General features: G+C 62.9%; 20 protein-coding genes, 1 tRNA gene and 1 pseudogene. 12 read left to right on the top strand and 10 right to left on the bottom strand.

Annotated elements, in window-relative coordinates:
• Positions 1–53: 53 nt before the first annotated feature.
• Positions 54–578, bottom strand: a complete 525-nt coding sequence (locus DH10_RS30690) for an outer membrane protein assembly factor BamE (RefSeq protein ID WP_192248422.1) — start codon at positions 576–578, stop codon at positions 54–56.
• A gap of 117 nt (positions 579–695) precedes the next feature.
• On the opposite strand from DH10_RS30690, the gene DH10_RS30685 reads away from it, so the two are divergent.
• The 7 genes from DH10_RS30685 (at position 696) to DH10_RS30655 (ending at position 5,472) form a co-directional block, all read left to right on the top strand.
• Complete coding sequence (locus DH10_RS30685) at positions 696–1,238, top strand: ubiquinol-cytochrome C chaperone family protein (RefSeq protein ID WP_192248419.1); 543 nt, start codon at positions 696–698, stop codon at positions 1,236–1,238.
• A gap of 11 nt (positions 1,239–1,249) precedes the next feature.
• Positions 1,250–1,798, top strand: coding sequence for a YceD family protein (locus DH10_RS30680; RefSeq protein ID WP_192248416.1), 549 nt, complete (start codon positions 1,250–1,252; stop codon positions 1,796–1,798).
• Positions 1,799–1,928: 130 nt separating this feature from the next.
• The gene (gene plsX / locus DH10_RS30675; RefSeq protein ID WP_192385684.1) at positions 1,929–2,999 is read left to right on the top strand and encodes a phosphate acyltransferase PlsX; all 1,071 of its coding nucleotides are present in this window, start codon (positions 1,929–1,931) and stop codon (positions 2,997–2,999) included.
• Between the two features lie 9 nt (positions 3,000–3,008).
• Positions 3,009–3,980 carry a beta-ketoacyl-ACP synthase III gene (locus tag DH10_RS30670; protein ID WP_192248410.1) on the top strand — a complete coding sequence of 324 codons (972 nt, stop codon included), beginning with the start codon at positions 3,009–3,011 and terminating at the stop codon, positions 3,978–3,980.
• Between the two features lie 103 nt (positions 3,981–4,083).
• Positions 4,084–4,407: an integration host factor subunit alpha gene (locus DH10_RS30665; protein ID WP_010915609.1), complete on the top strand. Its 324-nt coding sequence runs from the start codon at positions 4,084–4,086 to the stop codon at positions 4,405–4,407.
• A 126-nt stretch (positions 4,408–4,533) separates the two neighbouring features.
• Entirely contained in the window at positions 4,534–5,073 is a 540-nt protein-coding gene (locus tag DH10_RS30660; RefSeq protein ID WP_067000781.1) for a MerR family transcriptional regulator, read from the top strand.
• A gap of 102 nt (positions 5,074–5,175) precedes the next feature.
• Positions 5,176–5,472, top strand: coding sequence for a DUF883 family protein (locus tag DH10_RS30655; RefSeq protein WP_192248407.1), 297 nt, complete (start codon positions 5,176–5,178; stop codon positions 5,470–5,472).
• Between the two features lie 69 nt (positions 5,473–5,541).
• Here the strand turns inward: DH10_RS30655 and DH10_RS30650 are convergent, their stop codons facing one another.
• The 3 genes from DH10_RS30650 to DH10_RS30640 form a co-directional block, all read right to left on the bottom strand.
• Positions 5,542–5,802 (bottom strand): hypothetical protein, encoded by a 261-nt coding sequence (locus DH10_RS30650; protein WP_192248403.1) that lies wholly within the window; start codon positions 5,800–5,802, stop codon positions 5,542–5,544.
• A gap of 418 nt (positions 5,803–6,220) precedes the next feature.
• On the bottom strand, positions 6,221–6,412 hold the full coding sequence (locus tag DH10_RS30645) for a hypothetical protein (RefSeq protein ID WP_192248432.1): 192 nt from the start codon (positions 6,410–6,412) through the stop codon (positions 6,221–6,223).
• A 230-nt stretch (positions 6,413–6,642) separates the two neighbouring features.
• Complete coding sequence (locus DH10_RS30640; protein ID WP_192248429.1) at positions 6,643–7,242, bottom strand: hypothetical protein; 600 nt, start codon at positions 7,240–7,242, stop codon at positions 6,643–6,645.
• Between the two features lie 306 nt (positions 7,243–7,548).
• On the opposite strand from DH10_RS30640, the gene DH10_RS30635 reads away from it, so the two are divergent.
• Together DH10_RS30635 and DH10_RS30630 are read left to right on the top strand one after the other, a co-directional pair.
• Positions 7,549–7,815: a helix-turn-helix domain-containing protein gene (locus DH10_RS30635; protein WP_192248400.1), complete on the top strand. Its 267-nt coding sequence runs from the start codon at positions 7,549–7,551 to the stop codon at positions 7,813–7,815.
• A 178-nt stretch (positions 7,816–7,993) separates the two neighbouring features.
• The gene (locus DH10_RS30630; protein WP_192248397.1) at positions 7,994–8,452 is read left to right on the top strand and encodes a YbaK/EbsC family protein; all 459 of its coding nucleotides are present in this window, start codon (positions 7,994–7,996) and stop codon (positions 8,450–8,452) included.
• A 45-nt stretch (positions 8,453–8,497) separates the two neighbouring features.
• Here DH10_RS30630 and DH10_RS30625 read toward each other — a convergent pair.
• The 4 genes from DH10_RS30625 to DH10_RS37375 all read right to left on the bottom strand — a co-directional run bounded on the left by DH10_RS30625 (position 8,498) and on the right by DH10_RS37375 (position 12,104).
• Positions 8,498–8,574: transfer RNA gene (locus DH10_RS30625), tRNA-Pro, on the bottom strand.
• A gap of 54 nt (positions 8,575–8,628) precedes the next feature.
• Positions 8,629–9,924 (bottom strand): O-antigen ligase family protein, encoded by a 1,296-nt coding sequence (locus tag DH10_RS30620; protein WP_192248393.1) that lies wholly within the window; start codon positions 9,922–9,924, stop codon positions 8,629–8,631.
• Positions 9,921–11,456: an undecaprenyl-phosphate glucose phosphotransferase gene (locus tag DH10_RS30615; protein WP_192248390.1), complete on the bottom strand. Its 1,536-nt coding sequence runs from the start codon at positions 11,454–11,456 to the stop codon at positions 9,921–9,923. The genes DH10_RS30620 and DH10_RS30615 overlap by 4 nt, the downstream gene beginning before the upstream one ends.
• Before the next feature lie 156 nt (positions 11,457–11,612).
• On the bottom strand, positions 11,613–12,104 hold the full coding sequence (locus DH10_RS37375) for a YjiS-like domain-containing protein (protein ID WP_192248387.1): 492 nt from the start codon (positions 12,102–12,104) through the stop codon (positions 11,613–11,615).
• On the opposite strand from DH10_RS37375, the pseudogene DH10_RS38025 reads away from it, so the two are divergent.
• Both DH10_RS38025 and DH10_RS37365 read left to right on the top strand, forming a co-directional pair.
• Positions 12,007–12,216: pseudogene (locus DH10_RS38025) on the top strand (winged helix-turn-helix domain-containing protein); the annotation flags it as partial. The gene DH10_RS37375 and the pseudogene DH10_RS38025 sit on opposite strands and share 98 nt — an antisense overlap.
• Positions 12,217–12,568: 352 nt before the next feature.
• Positions 12,569–14,470 (top strand): ATP-binding protein, encoded by a 1,902-nt coding sequence (locus DH10_RS37365; protein WP_246811669.1) that lies wholly within the window; start codon positions 12,569–12,571, stop codon positions 14,468–14,470.
• 22 nt (positions 14,471–14,492) lie between these two features.
• Here the strand turns inward: DH10_RS37365 and DH10_RS30600 are convergent, their stop codons facing one another.
• Both DH10_RS30600 and DH10_RS30595 read right to left on the bottom strand, forming a co-directional pair.
• A complete protein-coding gene (locus tag DH10_RS30600; RefSeq protein ID WP_192385681.1) occupies positions 14,493–15,623 on the bottom strand; it encodes a glycosyltransferase in 1,131 nt (376 codons plus the stop codon).
• A gap of 8 nt (positions 15,624–15,631) precedes the next feature.
• Positions 15,632–16,195: a polysaccharide biosynthesis/export family protein gene (locus tag DH10_RS30595; protein ID WP_192248378.1), complete on the bottom strand. Its 564-nt coding sequence runs from the start codon at positions 16,193–16,195 to the stop codon at positions 15,632–15,634.
• Between the two features lie 264 nt (positions 16,196–16,459).
• On the opposite strand from DH10_RS30595, the gene DH10_RS30590 reads away from it, so the two are divergent.
• On the top strand, positions 16,460–17,950 hold a 1,491-nt coding region (locus tag DH10_RS30590), incomplete at its 3' end, for a GumC family protein (RefSeq protein WP_192385680.1).

Here is a 17,950-nt window from a genome sequence, read left to right as displayed (position 1 = left end):
CCCGCCGGTGCGATTCGGCGGGTCCTGGCTGTCTTAATTCCTGAAAGCTGGGCTTAGGGCGTCCCGCCGCCGCCGCCGCCCGGGATGCCGGGCGCCAGCTTGCTGGCGCCGTTGATGATCTGGCTGAGGAAATTCTGGTCCTTGCCGCCGGTCGGCGTCGTCCTCGAGATGAAGTCGAAGATCTTGCCGTCCTTCAGACCGTAATTGGCGATCTGGGTGACGCGACCGTCGGCGCCGAAATAGACCGCCAGCACATGCTGGTCGACAATGTGCGGGTTGTCGAAGGCGACGTAGCGCTTGCGCGTCTGCGATATGTAATAGAAGGCCTCGTTGTCGAAGGTCGCCGTCGTCGACGGCGTGCCCAGCGCCAGAAGCACCTGCTCGCGACTCGATCCGACCGGCACCGAGTCGATCGCTGCCTGGTCGATGACGTAGCCTTTCGTCAGCGTCTCGCTCGGATGGAGATCACCGAACATCTTGGACGAATTGCAGGCAGAAAGCGCTGATACCGCCATCAGCAGCGACGCCAGGCCCACCGGGGCAGGCGCAAAGAACGACTTGAATTTCAGCGCACCCAACAACAATTCTCCATCACATCCCCGCAACTTGCGCTGGGCCGCAAAACCGGTAAACCAGCTTGCATGCCGATGCAACAAGGCCAAATCAAACAACAGGTCCCCGGGAGACCGCCCTCAATGTTCCAGCGCCTTTTTGGCCGCGAACGTCACGCCAACCGCGCCATCACCGAGGCGCTCTACGCACAAATCGTGGCGGCGGCGCGGCAGACATTGTTTTATTCCGATTGGAATGTGCCGGATACGCCGCTTGGCCGCTTCGAGATGCTGTCGCTGCATATGTACCTGGTCCAGCACCGGCTGCGCGGGGAGGGCGGAGCCGCGGCCGAGGTCGCGCAGGTGCTGATCGACGAGTTCTTCCTCGATGTCGACCATTCGCTGAGGGAACTCGGCATCAGCGATGTCGGCGTGCCGAAGCGCATGAAGAAGCTGGCAAAGATGTTCTATGGCCGCACCGCGGCCTACGACGACGCCTTGCGGGACGACGACCGCGCAGCCCTTGCCGCGGCGCTCGCCCGTAACGTGAGGCCCGATGCCGGCGAGTGGCCCGAGGCGTCGCTGCTGGCGAGTTATGTTTCCGCTGCGTCCGGGCAGCTTGCCGCGCAGCCGACCGAATCGATCGTGGCCGGCACCGTGGTGTTCCCGGTCGCCGGAGCCGCGTGAAGGAGGCGAGAATGAAACACGCCGAACAGCGAAGCCCCGTATCCTTCGTCGCCAATGTCGCCCGCCTGCCGCAAAAGGGCCTGCCGGTTATGATCGAGGCGGATGAGCGGCAGCGCGCTGCACTTGCCGCCGAATACGACTTGCTTTCCGTCGAGAGCTATCGCGCCGAGCTCTTGGTGGCGTCCTGGAAACGCAATGGCGTCAAGGTCAGCGGCCGCGTCGAGGCCGACATCACCCAGGCCTGCATTGTCACTCTCGATCCGGTCGCAGCCCATATCGACGAGCCGGTCGAGGCGCTGTTCCTGCCGGAGCAGTCCAAGCTCGGACGCGAGGGCTTCGAGGGCGGCGGCGAGATCGTCCTCGACGCCGACGGGCCGGACAGCCCGGAAACATTTTCCGGCGACACCATCGATGTCGGCTCGCTCGCCGAGCAGTTTTTTGGCCTGGCAATCGATCCTTATCCGCGCAAGCCCGGCGCCTCGCTCGATGCAGCGGGCGACGATGAGCCCGAAGAAAGCGAATTCCAGAAAAAACTGCGTTCGCTGCTCGGAAAATCCTGAAGGCGGCCTGGATTTTGGAAAAGTTGGTTGTGCGGCTGCTCAAAACCGCTATTTTCGCCGAACCTTCGCGAGCCCCCTTACCTCGGCAGGCGCACGCCGCTGGCCAGGCAAACCGTGAGAAAAACACCGCGTGATCAGGATTTCCATCGATGCCATGGGCGGCGATCACGGACCAGGCGTCGTCATCCCGGCGCTGATGACGGTCGCCATCCGCCGCCCTGATATCCGCTTCGTCATCTATGGCCGCGAGGACGCCGTGCGTCCCGAACTGGCCAAGTTTCCCAAGCTCGCCGAGGTCAGCGAGTTGATCCATTGCGAGATCGCGGTCAGGATGGACGACAAGCCCAGCCAGGCGCTGCGCCACGGCCGCTGGAAATCCTCGATGTGGAAGTCGGTCGAGGCGGTGAAGAACGGCGCCGCGCAGGCCTGCATCTCGGCCGGCAACACCGGCGCGCTGATGGCGATGTCGAAATTCTGCCTGCGCACCATGGCCACCATCGACCGCCCGGCGATCGCAGCACTTTGGCCGACGACGCGCGGCGAGAGCGTGGTGCTCGATGTCGGCGCCACCATCGGCGCGGATGCGCATCAGCTCGTCGACTTCGCGATCCTTGGCACCGGCATGGCGCGCTCGGTGTTCGGCATCGAGCGGCCGAGCGTCGGCTTGCTCAATGTCGGCGTCGAGGAGATCAAGGGCCAGGAGGAGGTCAAGGAGGCCGGGCGCATGCTGCGCGAGGCGAACATGGCTTCGATGAACTATCGCGGCTTCGTCGAGGGCGACGACATCGGCAAGGGTACGGTCGACGTGGTCGTGACCGAAGGCTTTGCCGGCAACATCGCGCTCAAGACCGCCGAGGGTACGGCAAGGCAGATCGCCGGCTACCTGCGTGCCGCCATGAGCCGCACGCTGATGGCCAAGATCGGTTATGTCTTCGCCAAGGGCGCCTTCGACCGGCTGCGCGAGAAGATGGATGTCGGCCGCTCCAATGGCGGCGTCTTCCTGGGCCTGAACGGCATCGTCGTGAAGAGCCACGGCGGCGCCGATTCGGACGGCTTCGCGGCGGCGATCGAACTCGGCTACGACATGGTGCGCAACAATCTGCTTGACCGGATCGAGGCCGATCTCGATCTGTTCCATGCGCGCAATCCGAGTGCCCAGGCAAACAGGAAATCCGGCGTCGCCGTCGACGCCGAGGAATAGGAACGAACCTTGATCAGATCAGTCGTGCGCGGCAACGGTGCCGCGCTGCCCCGCCGCATCATGAAGAATGCCGACTTCGAAGGCATGGTCGAGACCTCCGACGAGTGGATCGTCCAGCGCACCGGCATTCGCCAGCGCCACGTCGCTGCTGATGACGAGACGACGGCCTCGCTGGGCGAAGCCGCGGCGCGCGCCGCGCTCGACAGCGCTGGCTTGACGCCTGCCGACATCGACCTGATCGTGCTGGCGACGTCGACGCCCAACAACACTTTTCCCGCGACCGCGGTGGAGATCCAGAACCGGCTCGGCATGCATCACGGCTTCGCCTTCGACATGCAGGCCGTATGCTCCGGCTTCGTCTATGCGGTCGCCACTGCCGATCTCTATATCCGCGGCGGGCTGGCAAAACGGGTGCTGGTGATCGGCTCCGAAACCTTCTCGCGCATCCTCGACTGGAGCGACCGCTCGACCTGCGTGCTCTTCGGCGACGGCGCCGGCGCGGTCGTTCTGGAAGCGCAAGAGGGGATGGGCGGTATCGCCGATCGCGGTGTGCTGGCCGCCAGCCTGCGCTCGGACGGTGTCCACAAGGACAAGCTCTTCGTCGACGGCGGCCCGTCGACCACGGGGACGGTCGGCCATCTCAGGATGGAAGGCCGCGAGGTGTTCAAGCACGCCGTCGGCATGATCACCGATGTCATCGAGGCGACCTTCGCCCAGGCCGGCATCACCGCCGACGATCTCGATTGGTTCGTGCCGCATCAGGCCAATAAACGGATTATTGACGCTTCCGCCAAGAAGCTCGGGATAGCCGAAGAGAAAGTAGTGGTCACTGTCGATTTGCACGGTAACACCTCGGCTGCCTCCGTGCCGCTCGCCTTGTCGGTGGCCGTCGCCGACGGCCGCATCAAGAAGGGCGACCTCGTCCTGCTCGAGGCGATGGGCGGAGGTTTCACCTGGGGCGCGGTATTGCTCCGCTGGTAAGTGCCGAACGCGCGGGTTCGGTCCTTGACCTTGACGGATCAATTACTTACGCTCTGCCGTTGCCTGTATCGATTTACGTTTTTTGAGCTGATGGGACGGTCGCATGGGGGGAAAGACACTTACGCGTGCCGACCTAGCCGAAGCCGTTTACCGCAAGGTTGGTTTGTCGCGAACTGAATCGGCCGAGCTCGTCGAGGCCGTCCTGGATGAGATTTGCGAAGCCATCGTTCGTGGCGAGACGGTGAAGCTGTCTTCCTTTGCGACCTTCCATGTCCGCTCCAAGAATGAGCGCATCGGCCGCAATCCCAAGACCGGCGAGGAAGTGCCGATCCTGCCGCGCCGCGTGATGACCTTCAAATCGTCGAACGTGCTGAAGAACCGCATCCTGCGTTCGCACCAGAACAGCAAGGCCAAGGGCGGCAAGTAATCCGCGAATGCCGGTTGAAAACCGTGGCCCGCTTTGACGCCGGGCTTGAATATCGTTTCATAAACCGCTGAAATAAGCTGCGATTCGGATCAATACGAGATCGCGGTCCAGCGTGAGGATTCGCCCATGGACAAGAGCCCCGATGCTTTCCGCACCATCAGCGAAGTCGCGGAAGATCTCGACCTGCCGCAGCACGTACTTCGGTTCTGGGAGACGCGTTTCAACCAGATCAAGCCGATGAAGCGTGGTGGCGGCCGCCGTTACTACCGGCCGCAGGATGTCGAACTGATCAAGGGCATCCGGCACATGCTCTATGATCAGGGTTATACGATCAAAGGCGTGCAGAAGCTCCTGCGCGAGAACGGCAATCATTTCCTGGTTGCCATCGGCAATGGCGACATGGCCGCCGTCGAGGCGATCGCGCAACGCCGTCAGGCCGAGCAGGTGCCGCTGACCGCGGCTGCCCAGCCGCGCGGCGACGAGGATGCGCTGGTCGGTCAGCCCAAGGTGAAGCCCAGCCGCCGTTTCTTCGGCCTCGGCAAGGGCGACGACGAAGGTCCCGTGCAGCCGGACTCCTCGAAATTGTCGCGCGACAACCGCGCTTTGCTGCAGGAGGCGCTCTTCGACCTCTTGGAGTGCAAGCGCCTGCTCGACCAGGTGCGTTGAGCTTCGGTTGCCGCCCGCGGCTTGAATGGCCAGCGTCTCTGACGGCCGGAACTGCCGTTGCGTCCATGCGTTAGGCCTTCTCTGCAGAGAAGGATGCTTGGCATGGCTTTGTTCGCGACCGATCATGATCTGGACAGGCAGTTTGCGGCGCTCTCGCGGCAACTCGACGATCTCAGGAAAGCCTTGGCCAGACGCGGCGACGCCTATTACGAAGATGGCCGCGAGGCGGGGTCCGACTATTATTCGCAGCTTGCCGACCGCCTCCACGAGGCATTGCCGGCTATCACGCGCAGGGGCAGGGCGCTCGAGCGCACCGCGCGCGACCATCCGGCCACCGCGGCCGCCGTGGGGCTGGTTGTGCTCGGGCTGCTTGCCGGCCTTCTCATCAGCCGGCGCTGACTTTCGACAGATGGCGAGACAGAAATGGCGCCCGCCAGCTGCGGCCGCCATTTCCATCGCCTCAAATGGTCAGTTCGCAAGCTTGATCTTGCTCTTCGGATCGACCTGAGCCGTCGCCGGGCGGCATTTGCCATAGACGGTGCCCGAAGAATCGGTGGCATCGACATATGTGCACTTACAGTTGAGCATCAGCACCGTGCACGGGCCATGACCCTTGCAGACCGCGCCGTCATTGCTGGGCAGGATGCCGGCAAAGGCCGGCGCCGAAACCGAGCCGAAAGCCGAGACGACGAGGACAGCGGCGAGCGAGATACGCTTGAAGTTGGTCATTTGAGCATTTCCTTCATTGGTTGTCGGGATCGCAGTTCTGGCGTCCCGGTCCGGTTGAGGAGCGCCTTCGCGGCGCCCATGGCCGCTTGGTGCGGCGTCCAATGGAAAGGTTCACATCCCGTGCGATTTTTTCGCCTGGCGGATGTGGGCGTTGAAAGATGTCAGGCTTCGGATCGGGTTGCCGCACGTGCCGCGCATCTGGCAAGCGGCGCTTGGCGCTCGTTGGAGTGGCGAGGTGACCCGGTGCGGGCAAAAGGTCGGGGCCGCAGGAAAAGGATCGAACGCTGCTGCGCGTTCCATCGGAGGCAGCGGGCGCTCGAAGGAAAGCCTTGCCCCCGCGAAGCGAAAAATGCCGATGGGAAGACATGTGCGATCAATACAATGAAGGCCTGTCTTCCCATCGGCAGGTGGGAAGGAATCAGGCCTTCTTCGCAACCACCTTCTTGTGGTGGTGATGATGGTAGTGATGGTGGTGCCGGTGATGACGCTTGCGGTAATGATGGTGATGCTTCTTCATCGGAGCCGCGTCGACGCTGGTCGTGCCTAGGATCGGCATCGTGAACGCCAGGGCCAGAGCCAGCCCGAGCGCGGAGAGGAGGGACTTCTTCATGACTTCGTTTCCTTTTTACGCGGGCGTTCCGGAATTCACCGGACCAAATCGGTGACCCCAAGCCTCGCGATCGGCACTATCCTCCTGGATTTTTTCGACAATTTTTCCGGACTGTAGATTTTTGTTTCTGGATCGTTTCTGGCTGAATCACGATCGCGCCGCGCGCCTTTCGGACGCGCAAAGGCGCTTCATCATCATGGTCTTTGGAGCCCGTGCGCCGGCCTCGCGCCTCACATCGGCGGAGCGACGCCGTGATTGCCGACCACCACCCGGCGAGAAACGAGCTTGCCGTCGCTGCCGCGTTCGGCGCTCACAAACACCGCCATACCCGGCTTGAGATCCGCCGGCTTGGCCGTCGCGAATTTCACGATCGGCGTCAATTGCGGAATGGCGATCTCTTTCTTCTGGCCGTTGCTGTAGGTGAGCGTCACCGTCCGGCCGCTGACCTCGGTCACATCGGCAACAGTGCCATTCGTCATCCGGCTGTTGGGTTGCAGGTCCCAGGCGCGATCGCCTTCTCCCGTTCCCTTCAGCGCCGCCGGGAAGATCACGACTTCCAGCGCGCCGCTGCCGCCATCGGCCTTGGAAACCGATGCGATGCCGAGGAAATCGCCCTGTTTGATATCGGCGGCTGATGCCTTGGCAACGCCGGAGATCATCAAATCGGGAGAAAGGGTGACCGCGTTGGTCTTGCCGTCGCGGCCTTTCACCGTCAGCGACGTTCCGGCGAGGTCGACCACCGTGCCGCGCACCCGCACATTGTCCGCCAGCGCGGCGCTCGCAAGACTTGAAATCGTGCCGAGCACAATCGCGAAGAGTTTTAGTTTCATGGCATCCGATCCTTCCAAAGGGTTTTGATGCCGCCCGCCGTCGACCACTGACAGAACCCTAACGATTTGGAGCAGGCAAAATGCTGGCGGGTCCGGCTTTCACCGCTTCAAAAGAACTTGATTGGCCGCCGCGCCACCTTACATGTCGGTGGCTTGCGGCCTCGGCCTCCGGTCGACAGGACCGGTTCACGATGGCGTGACGGCCGCAACGGTCCCTCTTGGCAAATCACCTGTTAACGGCCATTCTCCCGCCCGTCTCAGGCAACGCCACATTTCATCGGTCTTGTTTCATCCCAAGGAGTTGCCATGCCCAACACCGCACGAAACGCTGTTTCCAACGACATCATTGCCGCGTCCGGCCTCAATCCGCTGAAAGCCGCGCGCGAAACGAGGGGATATACGATCGAGGAGCTTTCCTTAACCTGCGGCTTGGCCGTTGGTGAGATCGTCGACATCGAGGACGGCAAGGACGCCGATCCCGCCAAGCTCAGGCGTATAGCTTCCGCGCTGCAGGTGCCGGAAGAGGAATTGATAATGGTGCCGGCCTCGGAGAACTGGCCCACACAACAATAAGGGCGCCCAAGCGTCCAAACGAAAAAGCCCGCCACGGCCTCGCCTGGCGGGTTTTTTGCGCCCTCGGCCCTCGGCGCACAGTTGCCTGGCTCTTGCCAACAGCCGAGACGCCATGTGCCAATCCCGACCGGCGTCGCGATTCGGTGGCGCCGCCGACATGTCTGACGAGAGATCGCTCATGAGCTTGGAATCGGTCCGTGCCTTCTTTGCCGAACATGCGCCCGACATCGAGGTCCTGGTCACGGCAGCTAGCTCGGCGACCGTGGCGCTGGCGGCGGAGGCGCATGGCGTGCTGCCGGCGCAGATCGCCAAGACCATCTGCCTGCGCGTCGGCGATGAGACCATGCTGGTCGTGACCAGCGGCACCGCCAGGCTCGACAACCGCAAGTGCAAGGACACGCTCGGCGGCAAGCCGCGCATGCTCGACGGCGAACAGGTGCTGGCGGCGACCAGCCACCCGCCGGGCGGTGTCTGCCCGTTCGGCCTGCCCGCGCCGCTGCCAGTCTATTGCGACGTGACGCTACGGGCCTTCGACGAGGTCGTCCCCGCCGCCGGCGCCACCAATGCCGCCGTGCGGATCGCGCCTCAAAGGATGGCCGATCTGGTCGACGCCGAATGGGTCGATGTGTGTCAGTAGAGGATTGGTGAAGAACGACTTTGGGGTCAAGTCTCAGGTTCAAAATGGTCGGAGTGGCCGGATTCGAACCGACGACCCCTTGACCCCCAGTCAAGTGCGCTACCGGGCTGCGCTACACTCCGGACCGGGTGGCGATGTATCGTGATAACCCCATGCGGGTCAACCGAATTCAGCGGCTATTTCGCCGATGATAGTGCCGCAGCAGGAATGGTCCGCGCCAGCCGCAATTGCTTCTGGTGCCGGTACTCCAGCGCGATCGCCCCCCAGATCAGCCCAAGCAGCAGATAGAGATGGCGCCAGTGGTCGATGTCGATGAAGGTGCCAAGCCCGATATTGCCGAGATAGGCGACGTAGGCGCAAAGCAGGTAGGGCTGCCAGGGCCGGTCGCGCAAAAGGATTCGGAAGCCGGCGCAAATCGTCCACAAGGTCAGTGCAAGGAACGAGACGAAGCCCAGCCAGCCATAGTCCATCAGCGCCTTCAGCCAGATGTCGTGCGTGTCCTCGCCATAGATCGTGCCGAACACCAGCGGTCCGATGCCGAACGGGTGCTCCAGCGCCAGCTGGAAGCCGATCGCGTAGCGGGCGAAGCGGCCGAGTCGAGCGGTGTCGTAGCTCTGCTCGAGATGGGCGCGCTGCGTGAACATGTCCGACACGCCGGGCAGTTGCAGGATGACGAGGATGGCGATCGCCAACAGCGCGACCGCGGCAATCGTCATCACCACGATCCTCAGCCGGAACATGCCGCTGGCGCTCTGCAGGAACAGGCAAGCGGTGAGCAGCACCGCCGACACCGCGAACATACCCCAGGCGCCGCGCGAGAAGGAGAAGAAGATGCCGGCGGCGATGATCAGCAGCGGCACCGCAAGCAGCGGCATGCGCGACACCGAACCGGTGAGCAGCAGGTAGAGCAGATAGGTGCCTGGCAGCACCAGGAACGGCCCGAACACGTTCGGATCCTGGAAGGCGCCGGCGGCGCGGTCGTATTTGGTGAACATCTCCGCGCCGCCCGGGAAGGCATGGAAATAGCCGGCGATGCCGAGCAGCGACGTCGCGACCGCCGACACCACATAGGCGATGAAGATCAGCCGGTAGAGGCTGGGCTGCGTTGACGTCACCGAGGCGAAGAAGACCGAGCTGAAGGCGAGGAACAGCGAGACCGCGAGATAGAGCGGCGTGTTGGCGAGCTCCACCATCTGCGTCATCGCGATCATGCCGCCGATGTTCATCGCCACCAGGAGCACGAGCAACGGCAATATGGCCCGCGATACTTTCAGGCCGAACAGCGCCCAGACGGCGATCAGCCCGGCCATGTAGATCTCGTAGGGCGCGGGCTCGCTGATGACGAAGCCGGAAAGCAGGATGCCGACGACGATCGCGGCCGACGAGATCAGCGCGATCAGCTTGGCGTTGACAGCCGAAGGCGGCAACCCGTTGACCGCGGCCGCCGGCAGGTCATGCGCGACGGCGCTCAATAGGCGTTTTCCGTGTTGAGCAGGCGAGCCGGCGTCAGGAACAGGATGCGCAGGTCGAACAGCATCGACCAGTTCTCGATGTAGTAGAGATCGTATTCGGTGCGCATGCGGATCTTTTCATTGGTGTCCATCTCGCCGCGCCAGCCGTTGATCTGCGCCCAGCCGGTGACACCCGGCTTCACCTTGTGACGCGCGAAATAGCCGTCGACCACCTCGTTGTAGAGCAGATTGTGCGACTGGGCGGCGATCGCATGCGGGCGCGGCCCGACCAGCGACAGCGAGCCGAGCAGCGAGTTGAAGAACTGCGGCAGCTCGTCGATCGAGGTCTTGCGGATGAAGCGGCCGACGCGGGTGACACGCGGGTCGTTCTTGGTCACCGTCTGCTTGGCGGTCGGGTCCGATCTGTCGGTGTACATCGAGCGGAACTTGTAGACCTCGATGATCTCGTTGTTGAAGCCGTGCCGCTTCTGCTTGAACAGCACCGGACCCTTGCTGTCGAGCTTGATGGCGATCGCGGTGGCCACCATCACCGGCGAGAAGAGGATGATGCCGACAAGCGAGAAGATGATGTCGAAGCTGCGCTTGGCGACCGAATCCCAGTCGTTGATCGGCTTGTCGAAGATGTCGAGCATCGGCACCGAGCCGATATAGGAATAGGCGCGCGGGCGGAACTGCAGCGCATTCGAATGCGCCGAGAGGCGGATGTCGACCGGCAGCACCCAGAGCTTCTTCAGAAGCTGCAGCACGCGCGATTCGGCGGTCAGCGGCAGCGACACGATCAGCATGTCGATGCGCGCGATGCGGGCGAACTCGATCAGCTCGGAAATGGTGCCGAGCTTCGGATAGCCGGCGACGATGGGCGGCGAGCGCTTGTCCCCGCGGTCATCGAAGATGCCGCAGATGCGGATGTCGTTGTAGGGCTGCTTCTCGACCGAACGGATCAGCATTTCGGCCGACTTGCCGCCGCCGACGATGACGGCGCGGCGCTCCATGCGCCCGTCGCGCGCCCAGCGAGTGATCAGCCTGGACATCACGAGTCTCAGGCCGAAGATCAGCACGAAGCCGACCACGAACCAGGTGCCGAACAGAAGGCGTGAATAATCCTGCGACGCCTTCATGGCGAAGGCGGTCAATGCCATCAGCGCGAAGGTGCCGGCCCAGACCAGCAGCACGCGGCCGAAGCTGGCGACCGGGCGCATCAGCGCCGAGATCTGATAGCAGTCGCTGACGTCGAGCAGCACCACCGCCAGGAACGGCGCGGCCGTGATCGTCAGCGGATATTGCCAGGCGAGATAGCTGAAGAAGCCGACAAAGTAGAAATAGAGGCCGAGCCCCGACAGGAACAGCACCGCGAACTCGACCATGCGCAGCACGCCGCTGACCATGATCGGCGACATCGTATCGCGCCGGTACTGCGAAGCGACCTGGCGTGCTACGTCATTGATGCCGCTTGGCACCTGGCCCTCCGCCGGGCCGTCGAATTTGCGCACCGCATCCATTGAAAAACGATGCGCGGGATCGATCTCGTTCATGGGATTGTCCGCGAGCTACGCGCGAGTGAATAGCAAAAGAGAGCTAAGAAAGCCTTGAAACAACCAGTGGTTTTGAAGCTGTATTATTGTCAGCGACGACTGACGGTCCTTTCGTCTGGACCAAATTAGTGTTGGCTAAAGTTCTAGCGCTGCGAATTAGGCCTGCTCTACCCCGGTCGCTAAGACGCGGTTGCCGTAAGGTGTCGCGGTGCCGGCGACATTGGGCTCAGCTTCATCAGGGCACCGAGGTCGGAAGTCGATCGCGCCATCCGCGCTACGGCAGAGGCCGATGTCTTCCAGTTCGGTGGCGCTTAGTCTCTCAAGGATGCGGCGATCCCGATATTTTGCCGCTGCGTTCGCGAGCGCGCTTCTGGCGACCCGCATGGCCGCGGCGACAAGGCGCGCCACAAGCTGGAGGGCAGTTTGGAGGGTTTGCATCGTCTTTCTCCATTGTGAACGGTGGGACGATGCGGCTGCGCGGATGGAAAGTCCTTGATGCGATCCTGAAATCTTCTGTAGCGTTTCCTTAAGGTCAAATTCAGGATTGGCGATGGCGCTGTCCTTCGGCGATTTCGTGCTGAACGAGCGGGAGCGTTCGCTAAGCGGGCCGCGCGGAGCGATTGAACTCAGCGCGCGCAGCATCGACATGCTCTTCGTGTTCCTCGAGCGGCCCAATATGCTGGTCGAGAAGCGCGAGTTGTTCGATATCGTGTGGCCCGGCGCGATCGTGGAAGAGAATACCCTCCACGTTCACATATCGGCCCTGCGCAAGGCCCTCGGTCCAGACTTTGTCGCAACTGTCCATGGCCGCGGCTACCGCTACGTGGGCCCGATCCCCACGCGTATCCAGGAGCGCATGGCGCCAGCTGCTCGCTCCCGCGGAAATCTGTCTCTGTACCGGCCGGAATGCATTGCCCGGGACGCTGAGATGAGAGGGCTCATGGAGCTCGTCAGCCAATACCAGTTGGTTACGACCCTTGGCCCCGGCGGCGTGGGCAAGACGACGCTGGCCCTGAAAGCCGCCGAGGAACTCGCCGACGATTTTCAAGACGGTGTCTGGGTTGTGGGACCTGGCATCGGTGCCCGATGGCAGCTTTGTCGAGAGCGCGATCATGCAGGTGCTCGGCATTGCCGTCAGAACCGACACCACACCGCTGCTCTCTATCCTCGACATGCTGCGGCCACTGGCCGGGCTGCTTGTTCTGGACAATTGCGAGCACGTCGCGCATGCCGTTACCAACGTTGTCCGCTCCTTGCTATCCGATGCCACGATGCTGAGGATCATCACGACCTCGCAGGTGCCTCTCGGACTGAGCGGAGAGCATATTTTCAAGCTCGCGCCGTTCGCCGTCGAAGCAACGTCCGAAAGCGGCCGTTCGGCTGCCGAGATGTTCCTTATCCACTGCTATGAAACGCGGGGCGAGACCCTCGCAGCCGACGAATTGCCTCTCGTGCGGCAGCTTTGTGTGCGCCTCGATGGCGTCGCTCTTGCTCTCAAGATGGTGGCGGCAAGATCGGTCACTCTCGGCCTCGCCGAGGTAGAACGCCAGCTGGCCGAACGCATGGGGGAGCTTTCGACAGGTTGGGGCGACACACCGGGCCGGCATCGGTCGCTGGCGGCATCGCTTGAGTGGAGCTATGGGTTGCTCGCCGAGGGCGAGCGGAGGGCTCTGCGGGCACTTGCTGTGTTTCAGGGCAGCTTTGCGTTGGACGGTGTCCGCGCCGTGGTCGGCGAGCATGCCGATGACCACTTGTCTGAGCTGGTCAGGCGATCGCTGATCACGCGCGACAGCGGAGATCGCGCCCGCTACAGATTGCTGGAGACGACCCGGCACTTCGCCTTGCAGGAATTGGCCAGGCACAACGAAGAGCAGGATGCACGCTCGCGCTTGGCGAACCATGTCCGGAGTCGCTTCGAGGAAAGCCTCGCTCGATGGGAACTCATCCCGGACGAAGCCTGGGTGGCAGCCTATCGACCGGATACGGACAATCTGCGCTCGGCCCTTGAGTGGGCGAGATCAACAGCCGATTGGGTCCTGTTTGTCGGTCTGGCTGCTGCCAGTTATCGCTATTGGATCGAGGCTCAACTTGGCGGCGAGGGCCTCCGATTTGCCGAAGCTGCGGTCGCCTTCGCTGATGACGTCAGTCCACACTTTCGCGGCCGGCTTCTCCTTGCGGCTGGAGAGCTGGCAAGGATCAATTCCCGGGACCTGCGTGCGATCGAAGCGTTGGACCAGGCCGTGGAGCTATTCGACGCCGACGCCGACGATGAGTTGCTTGCCCAAGCTCTCGTTCTCCTTGGCACCACGCTCAACTTCGCCGGCCGTCGTTCGGAGGCTGCGCCGGTTTTCGTGCGGCTCGAGGCGCTGTCGAGCAAGCTTGCGCCATCAAAGCTGAAGGCCTGGTCACTTGTTTCGATTGGTTTGTGGCTATTGACGAGTGGAGAAGACGTTGCCGGAATGGCCAAATGCCAGGCAGGATTGGCAATGCACCGATCGTCCGGAAACGAGCGTGGCCTGTTCCGGTCGACAATGTATCTGGCTGAAATTATTCACCGAAAACAGGACCATCAAGGCGCGCTGGCGCTCGCCGAAGGCATCCTGCCAACCCTGCGTGAACGCGGCAGCTCGCTTGAGCTTGGCGCTCAGCTTAGCAATCTTGCCTGCTATTCTATGGCGCTCGGCAACAGCGAGGCGGCCAGGGACGCCATCAACGAGGCGTGGAAGTATCTCCCGCGCGATCACGCTTCCTGGCACTGGTGCATCATCCAAAACGCTACTGAACTCGCGGCTCGAGATGGAAGGTTCAGCGACGCCGCGCTCATGCTCGGCTTTGTCGATCATTGCTTTGATGATTGGCCCGACGGCCGGCAGCCTACCGAGGCTGCCCAGCGGGAGCGGGTCGAGGCCATTTTGTCGGCGCGGCTCGAACCGAAACTCTACGCTGCTCTAAGGGCGAGAGGCCGGTCGTTGAGCTTGTTCGAGGCGGACGTTCTTGCGGATTTCGAGCGATGATTTGCGGCGTCCAAGTCGAACCCTAACCGCGCAGCGCCGCGAAATAAGCCTTCTCGATCTCGGCCGCCATCACGTCGGCGCCGAATCGCGCCTTCAACTCGGCACCTTGCGGCATCAGTTTCCGGTATGCGCCGGGATCGTCGAGAGCCGTTCTGAGCCTGTCGGCAAGTTGGCCGGCATCCGGCCGGATCAGGGCAGGGGAGGTCTCGCCGAATATCTCGGGAATGCCGCCGACTGCCGTGGCAATCATCGGCCTGCCGGCAGCCAGCGCCTCGAGCACGATGTAAGGCATCGCTTCCGCGCGGGACGGGACGACGATCAGCGCGGACAGCGCGAAGGCTTCTCTGGCCGGCATCGGCGGCAGGAAACGGACATGGCCCTTCAGTCCGAGTCGCTCCACCTGAGCGTGGTAGTGCGGCAGGTCGTCGCCGTTGCCGACCATCACCGCGCTCAACGGGCGGCCGAGCTCGCTGCCTGCCTGCGCCAGCGCATCGATAAAGATGTCCGGACCTTTGAGGTCGCGCATCATGCCGATGTATAAGAGATCGGCGGCATCGGCGGCCGTCACCACCGGCTCGAACTCGACGGCGCGCAGGCCGTTATAGACCAGCCTGTTGGGGATGGGCGGCTCGCCGACCTTCCGACGATAGGTTTTCCGCTCATAGTCGGAAACGAACAGCAGGCAGTCTGTGAAGCGAGCCATAAGACGCTCCAGCGCGAAGAACAGCTTTCCGGTGGCCGTCGTTTCGTCATAGTGCAGCGAGCCGCCATGCGGCGAATAAAGGCGGGCCACGCGATACCTTGAAACCCGCAACAGTGAGCCGAACAGACGGGCATAGGCACCACCCTTGGCGCCGTGCCCGTGCAGCACGTCCGGCCGCAATTCCTTGATGATTCCATATGTGCGCCAGGCCGCGGCGATGTCGCCCGGCCCGACATGACGCTGCATCGGCGTGCGATGTATGCCGAGCGCCAGGCTCTCCTTCATCGCGTCGAACAGCCGTTCCTCATAGTCGCCCCCCGTCGTCGAATCGCAGACGATGCCTACGGAATGGCCGGCGGCGACCTGCGCCTCGGTCAGGTCGCGCACATGCCGGAAGATTCCCCCGACAGGTGAGCGGAAGCAGTGGACGATGCGGAGGTGAGCCGCCACGTTGGTTTTCAGAACAGGCGTTCGCGGACGTAGACGGTGTCGCCGGGCAGGAGCGGGTCGGATGTCTGCACCCTGCCGGTCATGACCTTGCCGTTGATATCGCGGGTGATGTCGACGCTTTCCTGGTTGGCGCGCGGCGTGAAGCCGCCGGCGATCGCGATCGCCTTCTGCACGGTCAGACCCGGCACATAGGAATACTGCCCCGCGGCGCCGACTTCGCCCATGACGAAGATCGGCCGGTAGCGATCGATCTCGACCGAGACGTCGGGGTCGCGCAGATACCCCTGGCGCAGTTTGTCGGCGATTTCCTTTTCCAGCTGCTGGGCGGTGTGGCCGCGCGCCGGCACGGCGCCGACAAGCGGGAAGGAGACGTAGCCGGATTGGTCGATGCTGTAGGTGTTGGTCAGCCCGTCCTGCTCGAACACCGTGACGCGGATGCGGTCGCCGGCGCCGAGCCTGTAAGGCTGGTCGAGCACTTCATGAAAGGCGGCGGGCGTCGGGCGGTAGCTGGAACAGCCGGTAAGCAGCGACAGGGCAAGCATGGCGCGAAAGAGATGAGCAGTGCTTTTCATGATCGGACACGAACCTTCGTCGCTTTCGCCGCCAGTGTTGCGGCCAACCCCAGGAAGTGCGTCCGTTATCATCCTGTTAGGGTTAATGGCCGGTAAAGGACTGCGTTCGGAAGGGGTGACGGCCGGCAAAAAACCCAATCGTTCTATTGCTTTCGCTCGATGTTCTTTGAGTGTCTTCTAATAAGGACGCACTCTGATCTTAACGGCTGAGTTACCATAGTTGTTTACGGTCCATCCTCGACTCAAAGTTCCGGAGCAGGATGCATGTCCGTTCAGTCCGCGGCCGCAGATGTCGATGTCGATCTGAGACAGCTCTTCGCCAGCCTGGCGAGGAACTGGCTGCGCATTGTTCTCGTCACGCTTGTCGTCACCGGACTGGCCTTTGCCTTCGCCTGGCTGGCGACGCCGCAATATAAAGCGGTGGCCAAGCTGGAGATCGGGCCGCGCGAATCGGTCTTCACGCGGCCGGCCGGCACAACCAACGACGACAAGCCGGCGACCGACGAGGAAGCGGTGGCCACCGAGGTCCAGATCATATCGTCCCCCGACATCCTCAAGAAGGTCGCGGCGGACCTCAATCTGGAGAAATTGCCCGAATTCGACGAGGCGTTGAAGATGTCGGCGCTCAGTCGCGCCCTCGTTCTTGTCGGCTTGAAGAGCGATCCCTTCGACATTCCGCCGGAAGAGCGCGTGCTCAAGGCTATGCACGATAAGCTCAACGTCTACGGCGTTGAAAAATCTCGCGTTATCGCGGTCGAGTTCTCCTCGAAGGATCCAAAGCTTGCCGCGCAGGTCGCGGACGCCATCGCACAGGCCTATCTTGCCTCCAAAGGCAACGCGAAGAAGGAATCGAACACTGCCGCCACAGGTTTTCTCGGTCCGGAAATCACCGACCTGCAGAATCGGGTGAAGGAGGCCGAAGCCAAGGTTGCCGCCTACCGCGCGCAATCCGACCTCTTGATGGGCGGCAACAATGCGGTGCTCGCGACTCAGCAGCTCTCCGAACTTTCGAGCGAGCTTTCGCGGGTGCGCGCCAATCGCGCCGCTGCCGAGGCGACCGCCGATAGCGTGCGCAAGGCGCTGCAGGATGGCGGCGCGCTCGACAGTGTCCCGGAAGTTCTGTCCTCGGAATTGATCCAGCGCCTGCTCGAGCGGCAGATTGAGCTGAGGACCAACATTGCCGACCTGTCGACGACCCTGCTGGACAATCATCCGCGCATCCGGGCGCTGAAGTCGCAGCTTGCCGACCTCGAGGGTCAGATTCGCAACGAGGGGCAGAAGATCCTGAAGGGATTGGCGACCCAGGCGCAGACGGCCAAGGCTCGCGAGGACCAACTTGTTGCGGAGGTCAACACGCTGAAGGCGGCGTCGGCCCGCGCCGGCGAGCAGCAGGTGGAGCTCGATGCGCTGCAGCGCGACGCCAATGCCCAGCGCCAGCAGCTCGAATCCTATATGGCGAGCTACCGCGAGGCGGCTTCGCGCGCGGACCGCAACTATTTGCCGGTGGACGCTCGCCTGCTTTCGAAGGTGCAGGTGCCGACTGAACCCTATTTCCCGAAGATCGGTCCGATCACCGGAGCCGCAGCGGCCGCGTCGCTGCTGTTGATGGCGATCGGCACGCTTCTGAAGGAATTGTTCTCCGGCCGCGCCATGCGCCCGGCCGCCGGCGCCAGATTCGAGCCGATCGAGCAGGTGGCGATGCCGGTGGCGCGCACCGAGCCGGCGATTGCCGAAGCCGAGGACGAAGCCGGCGGC

Source organism: Mesorhizobium silamurunense (assembly GCF_014843825.1).
Classification (GTDB): Bacteria; Pseudomonadota; Alphaproteobacteria; order Rhizobiales; family Rhizobiaceae; genus Mesorhizobium; species Mesorhizobium silamurunense.
The sequence above is the reverse complement of the archived record's forward strand: the minus strand, read 5'-3'. Positions and strand labels throughout refer to the sequence as shown.

Bases quoted from the DNA above. Each gene is read 5' to 3' on its own strand.
- DH10_RS30640 (WP_192248429.1), bottom strand. From the start codon at position 7,242: ATGAAACTAAAACTCTTCGCGATTGTGCTCGGCACGATTTCAAGTCTT.
- DH10_RS30650 (WP_192248403.1), bottom strand. From the start codon at position 5,802: ATGACCAACTTCAAGCGTATCTCGCTCGCCGCTGTCCTCGTCGTCTCG.
- DH10_RS30645 (WP_192248432.1), bottom strand. From the start codon at position 6,412: ATGAAGAAGTCCCTCCTCTCCGCGCTCGGGCTGGCTCTGGCCCTGGCG.
- DH10_RS30615 (WP_192248390.1), bottom strand. From the start codon at position 11,456: ATGAACGAGATCGATCCCGCGCATCGTTTTTCAATGGATGCGGTGCGC.
- DH10_RS30680 (WP_192248416.1), top strand. From the start codon at position 1,250: ATGAAACACGCCGAACAGCGAAGCCCCGTATCCTTCGTCGCCAATGTC.
- DH10_RS30595 (WP_192248378.1), bottom strand. From the start codon at position 16,195: ATGAAAAGCACTGCTCATCTCTTTCGCGCCATGCTTGCCCTGTCGCTG.
- DH10_RS37365 (WP_246811669.1), top strand. From the start codon at position 12,569: ATGCAGGTGCTCGGCATTGCCGTCAGAACCGACACCACACCGCTGCTC.
- DH10_RS30685 (WP_192248419.1), top strand. From the start codon at position 696: ATGTTCCAGCGCCTTTTTGGCCGCGAACGTCACGCCAACCGCGCCATC.
- DH10_RS30630 (WP_192248397.1), top strand. From the start codon at position 7,994: ATGAGCTTGGAATCGGTCCGTGCCTTCTTTGCCGAACATGCGCCCGAC.
- DH10_RS30635 (WP_192248400.1), top strand. From the start codon at position 7,549: ATGCCCAACACCGCACGAAACGCTGTTTCCAACGACATCATTGCCGCG.
- DH10_RS30660 (WP_067000781.1), top strand. From the start codon at position 4,534: ATGGACAAGAGCCCCGATGCTTTCCGCACCATCAGCGAAGTCGCGGAA.
- DH10_RS30655 (WP_192248407.1), top strand. From the start codon at position 5,176: ATGGCTTTGTTCGCGACCGATCATGATCTGGACAGGCAGTTTGCGGCG.
- DH10_RS37375 (WP_192248387.1), bottom strand. From the start codon at position 12,104: ATGTCGATGCTGCGCGCGCTGAGTTCAATCGCTCCGCGCGGCCCGCTT.
- DH10_RS30665 (WP_010915609.1), top strand. From the start codon at position 4,084: ATGGGGGGAAAGACACTTACGCGTGCCGACCTAGCCGAAGCCGTTTAC.